This window comes from Malikia granosa, assembly GCF_002980595.1.
GTDB classification, from domain to species: domain Bacteria; phylum Pseudomonadota; class Gammaproteobacteria; order Burkholderiales; family Burkholderiaceae_C; genus Malikia; species Malikia granosa.
This window is the reverse complement of record NZ_PVLQ01000109.1, coordinates 1-5,470: the sequence shown is the minus strand read 5'-3', so window position 1 is coordinate 5,470 and position 5,470 is coordinate 1. Positions and strand designations below refer to the sequence as shown.

Below are 5,470 nucleotides of genomic sequence, written 5' to 3'. Positions count from 1 at the left end.
TTGCGTTAACAGGCCCTAGGGACTTCCGAGATGCGCTGAATCGGGTGGCCCGGTTCAAGCGTCTGTGCACGCCCGAGGATGTTGTACTCACGGAAAAGGGTGACCGCGTCGACATCGTTGTCCGCTGGCCGCATGCCGCCCCGGATTCGATTCCATATTCCCTGGTCGATGCCACGATGGCGTCGCTCGTGGAGCTAGGCCGCAGAGGAACTTCAGAACGGTTGATACCAGTCGCGCTGGAGTTGGCCCGTCCTGAGGCATCGAGGTCCGCGCTCGAACGATATTTCGGCTGCCAAGTTAGGTTTAATGCCGCGGAAGACCGTATTAGTTTCCGGCGAGATGACCTCGACAAGCGATTCGTCACTTACAACAGGGACTTGTTGGAGGTGATTGCGCCAGAACTGGACCGGCGTCTTGAACACCATTTGATGTCGGGTTCTGTTGCTGAGCAGGCCCGCTGGGTACTGCGCCGGCGGTTGACGGCTGGTCGGCCGGACATTCGTTCGGTCGCAGCAGAACTGGCTATGAGCGAACGCTCCCTACAGCGGCGCCTGACGGATGAAGGTGTCAGTTTCCAGGCCCTTGTGAGTGATACAAGACATCAGTTGGCACTTGAGTATTTGTCTGACGCTTCCTTGTCGCTCATTGAAGTTGCCTACATGCTTGGCTACGAAGACAAGAATTCGTTCTTCCGAGCCTTCAGGCAGTGGGAAGAACAAACGCCATCGGAGTGGCGAGTCGCAAATCTAGCGAATCGCTCAATGAATGGGTAGGGTCGGTTACGATGAGAGTTCTTATTTTTGGAGCTACCGGCATGGTGGGTGGCGGCGTTCTTCGCGAGTGCCTGCTCGCGGCCGACGTTGAACGTGTGGTTTCCATCGGTCGTTCGGCATTGCTGTTGGACCATCCAAAACTGGTTCAGGTGGTGCGTCCGAATTTTGCGACAGACACATCCGAAATTACGGATGATGACCTGCGCAACGTGGATGCCTGCTTTTTCTGCCTCGGGGTATCGGCATCGGGCCTCTCTGAGGAGAAATACACAGCGCTGACATACAGTCTTACGATGGCGGTGGCTGAGCGCCTTAGCCGCTTCAGCCCGCAGGCGAGTTTCGTTTATGTATCGGGCGCAGGGGCAGACAGCAGCGAACAAGGTTCAAGCATGTGGGCCAGGGTTCGGGGTAAGACGGAGAACGCACTGCTACGCCTACCATTCAAGCATGTGCATGTTTTGCGTCCGGCAGTTATTAAGCCCTTGAACAACGCAGTGTCCAAGACTGCCTCATATCGCATCTTCTATAAAGTCCTGAGCCCCTTGCTCACTTTTGGCCGGAAGCTGTTCCCGTCACATGTTCTAACCACCGAAGTTATCGGTCAGGCTATGCTCCAGATTGCACGCAGGGGGGCGCCGGTATCTGTGTTGAACGCAGCCGCCATCTATGAAGTTGCCTGCTCATCAGTAGAAGCTAACTCAAAGAAATAATAGCAATCAGATAGCAATGGCTGCTTCCGAAATCACTACAGCCTTTGCAGCCGACCGCTGTTGGGGTGGGCGAATTTCCGCTTTTGGCCGATACCTGCCGGTCACAGCAAAGTTTTTTCCGACTGCTCTCAGCCTGAAGCCGTCATCGACCCAACTGGTTCGGTGGTGGTCAACTGCTGGTATATTTCCGTCGCTCATTGCACACACGGTGTGCTCTGTCACGCCCATGACTGTCGTTCCACCCTCTGGCCACCCTGACCGTTGCAACACCATCAAGGCAACAGTTTGCGCAGCGACAGCGTCGTCACATCGTCGAGATGGCGGAACGCCGGTGCGATCTTCTCGATCTCTTCCACCGGAACGTCGAACCCCTCGAAATAGACCCGCCACTCGCGCACGACACGCCAGATGTCGGCAATCATCTCGCAGGCCGCAGCGCGTGACAGGGTGAACATCTCGTGTGCCGCGAGGGCGTTGTCGAGCGTGGCCAGGCGACCCTGCGGACCGATGCCCAGATGCAGGAATCGTTCCGAGGCGAGGCTGGGTCTCGGCAGCACGTCGTAGAGCGGGCTCAGCCGCCAGCCGGCCAAGCGTGGATCCCAGAGGAAGCCGTGATTGCGCAGGTGGTCGTCGTCGTTGCTGACCAGAACGTTGTAGACCATGCGCTTGAACAGCTCCGCGTTATCCGCGCGGATGACGCTCGTGTGGCAGTGCCTGCGCACAGCCAGCGCGAGATCGGTGTACGCCTTCGTGCGCGACTCGGTTTCGTCACAGCCAGCCATCGTGAGACCGCTGACGAAGCCCATGCGGTGTTCGGCCTTGCCTCCCCCCGGCTGTGTCGCCAGCAGATCGTCCTCGAACCCCATCGTCTGGCCTGGTTCGGCCCAGTAGCGGTCAAAGCGGCGAATGAGCATGACCTTGCGTGTGCCTATCGTGCGTACTTCCACTGGTGGCACAGTCAGTCCAGCCGCAGCCGCCAGGCGCAGTGCGGCGCATTCGATCGCCGGGATGTCGAAGCCGTCATGGCGGCTGGAGAACTTGGCCAGCCACAGCACGCCATGCTCATCGCGCACCGAGGCCTTGGGGCGTGCGCCGCCCAGCGCAGTGCCGTCCATGAAGATGGCTTCCAGGTGCGCCGGAATCGGCAAGCCCGCCTCGATGCGCTCGGCAGCATCCATCAGATGTTCCAGCGCATGGGTGCCGCTGTTGCCCGGTGTCGGGCTGTCATGGATCGACTCTCGGATGTCGAGCGCACCGACCCGGTCGCTGCCGGCATGCAGCAGGTACTGCGACTCGGGCAGGCTGTTGGCTGGAACCTTGAGCTTGGCTTCGATGACGCGTCGTCCCCAGGAGTCCGGTGCCGCATCCCGGATGCCGCCGAAGAGTGGCAGGCCATTGGCCGGCAGCAGCCGCTTGCCCTGCACCGCGGTCCGATCCTGAATGCCCAGGCTCACCGGGTCGACCTCGAGCGCGTCGGCACGGCGCAGGTAGTTCAGGCCGTACGCAAAGCTGGAAGCCAGGACATTCGGCCCCTGTTCCGTCATCAGCAACTGACCACAGGGCGCCCAGTCCTGGCCCAGGTGCGCGAAGACCATCAGCTTGAGTTCCTTGGCTGCCATGCGGGTCGTTCCTTCAGAAGTCGAGTTCTTTGAGCTCGGTCGCCGACAGGTCGCGCACGCGCTGGGTCTTTTCCCGGGCGGATAGAGCGAGCAGGGCCGGGTCTTTCTCGGACAGCAGGTCCAGCAGGGTGCTGCCTGGCGCGATGGCCTCCAGGTAGCGCAGGATCTGCCCGAATGCCAGGCCGGGGTCGCCCTTCTCCAGGCGATAGACGGTGTTGCGCGAAAGCCCGGCGCGCAGCGCGGCGTCCGTCTGCTTGACCCTGCGTGCCAGACGCAGGCGAGCCAGTTTCTGCCCGAGCTGGGCGCAATCTTCCAGCTGGCGGCTGGAAAGGATGGCGGACTGGCTGACCTTCATGTCACTTAAAACGAGGTTTATATATCAATAGATCGATTTTACGATCTTTCTATGTGAAGCGTCTTGCTGGTGAAGCACTGGTCTCCCGTTGCGCCCTTATTCCCCAAACACCTTCGCCACCTCGCTGAACTGTCGCTTGGCACTGGATCGGGTGTAGCGACCCAGCGTAGCGGGCGAGGCATGTCCCATCGACGACTGGACCGCATCGGGCGCCGCCCCCTTCTCGATCAGCCTTGTGCCGAAGGTGTGGCGCAACCAGTGGATCGAGGCCTTGTAGAGCTGGGCTTTCTCGTGCTGCGGCAAGGCACTGGCCGAAACGGCCTTCTCCAGCCAGCGCCTGACGGTCTGGTACAGCGCCGGATAGCTGATCGACGTCATCGGGTCGAGCGCAGAGGCCAGCACCGGCGTGGCCGGGTCGGCGTTCAGGAAGTCGCCGAGTCCGCGCGCCGCCAGATAGTCGTTGAGCGCTTCGCGCGCCTGCCGGTTCAGCGTCACATGCCGGTTCTTGGCCCCCTTGCCATGGACCTTGAGCGCCAGTCCCTCGGGCAGCGTCACCAGGTCGCCCAGGCGCGCGGCCAGCAGCTCGCTCGCGCGCAAGCCCATCGCCTCCAGGAAACGCAGCAGGAAGCGCATGCGGTGGATGGCCGGGGACGGCTCCGCCTGTTCGAAGTAACGCAGCAGTGCCTGCATCGCGCCTTCGGAGATCGCCTTGACCTCGCCGCGCATGTCCCGGTCGTCGCCCTGCTTCCTCGAGATGAGCCGGAACGGATTGGCCTCGATGTGACGCGCCTCGACCAGCCAGTCGAGCCAGCTCGAGACCACGGTCAGGGCCTGCTTGCGGCTGGCCGGGGTGAGCTGGCCGCGGAACGGCGCCCAGCCGATCGTGCCCGGGGCGGCCTTGCGGCGCGAGATGAAGTGAATCGGAATGTCGCGCAGCAGCTCGGCAAACGCCACTGCATCGCGCACCCCGAGCTGGGCCGGCGACACGCCAGGACGCTCGTGGCGCAGCCAGACCAGGAAGCGACCGACCTCGCGTGCGTAGACCTTGCGCGTCGCCTCGGAATTGGCCCGCGCCGCGATCCAGGCCTCGACCGTCTGCTCGATGGTGAGCTCGCCCAGCAGGCTCGCGGCCGGGACGATATGAGGCTGGAAAAGGGGTTGATGCGGCACCAGCGCCGAGCCGCCCTGGCGCAAGGGCCCGAAGAACGGCAGCGCCTGCGCCTCGCGTGGCAGCAGCGTGCGCAGGAAGGCCTCGATCCGGCGCGCCTTGGCCTTGCCCACCGCCGGCAGGGACTTGTACCAGACCCCGCCGGCACTCACCCGGGCGTTCAACTCGCCCAGCGTGTGAAAACCGGCCAGGTCCAGCTTGCGCGCCAGCGCCTCGTCGAACCAGCCGCCGACGAAGTCCGACGGACTCGGCGCCTGGGCCACCGCCTGCTCGAGGGACTTCAGCAGTGCCATCTGGCGCTTGCGCAGCCGCTCTCTGCGCTGCGCCTTCGGGTCGGGGCTCTGGGCCTCGCCACAGAGCTCGAGGTAGAGCTCGGTCACCTCGGCCTCGCTCCAGTCGTCCAGGCCGCGCTCGGCGATGAAGTCCTCCAGGCTGGGCTGGACCGAGTCCGGCACCCGGATGGTGAGCCCGATCAGGCGCGCCGAGGGCTCGCCGCGGCGCCGGGCGGCCGCGCGCACCTGGTCGACCACCAGCCGGTGCGCGGTGATCGCCTCGTGGCCATGTTCGATGCCCAGGTAGCGGCGGGCGCAGTCGGTGCGCTCCAGCCCTTCGGCGATGGCGCGCAGGTAGGCGAAGTGGTGCGGCCCGAGGCGGCGGGTGTAGCGGCTGGCGTAAGGGCTTGTGGCCATGGGGGTTTGGTGGGGCTGGGGGTGGCTCTTGACGCGTGGCTTGGTTTTGTCGTTGAAATTTTAACTAAAGATAAGTAAAGATTATCTTTAGTTATAGAGGGAAAAAACCAGCGGCACTTGGCCGCCGCTCACGCAACTAACAGGCCGTTGAAAAAC

At 62.9% G+C, this 5,470-nt stretch carries 5 protein-coding genes; 2 read left to right on the top strand and 3 right to left on the bottom strand.

All coding sequences use genetic code 11. The features are described from left to right. Window positions 1-773 (top strand): helix-turn-helix transcriptional regulator (locus C6P64_RS16830; RefSeq protein ID WP_146115967.1); only part of this gene is annotated, 773 nt, incomplete at its 5' end. Between the two features lie 11 nt (window positions 774-784). Next, window positions 785-1,483, top strand: coding sequence for a Rossmann-fold NAD(P)-binding domain-containing protein (locus C6P64_RS16825; RefSeq protein WP_105749694.1), 699 nt, complete (start codon window positions 785-787; stop codon window positions 1,481-1,483). Between the two features lie 272 nt (window positions 1,484-1,755). On the opposite strand, the gene C6P64_RS16820 is transcribed toward C6P64_RS16825, so the two are convergent. From C6P64_RS16820 to C6P64_RS16810, 3 genes are all read right to left on the bottom strand, one after another. Continuing rightward, window positions 1,756-3,102 carry a type II toxin-antitoxin system HipA family toxin gene (locus C6P64_RS16820; RefSeq protein ID WP_105749693.1) on the bottom strand — a complete coding sequence of 449 codons (1,347 nt, stop codon included), beginning with the start codon at window positions 3,100-3,102 and terminating at the stop codon, window positions 1,756-1,758. Window positions 3,103-3,115: 13 nt separating this feature from the next. Further along, window positions 3,116-3,457 (bottom strand): helix-turn-helix domain-containing protein, encoded by a 342-nt coding sequence (locus C6P64_RS16815; RefSeq protein ID WP_105749692.1) that lies wholly within the window; start codon window positions 3,455-3,457, stop codon window positions 3,116-3,118. A gap of 96 nt (window positions 3,458-3,553) precedes the next feature. Then, a complete protein-coding gene (locus C6P64_RS16810; RefSeq protein WP_105749691.1) occupies window positions 3,554-5,314 on the bottom strand; it encodes a tyrosine-type recombinase/integrase in 1,761 nt (586 codons plus the stop codon). Window positions 5,315-5,470 lie beyond the last annotated feature (156 nt).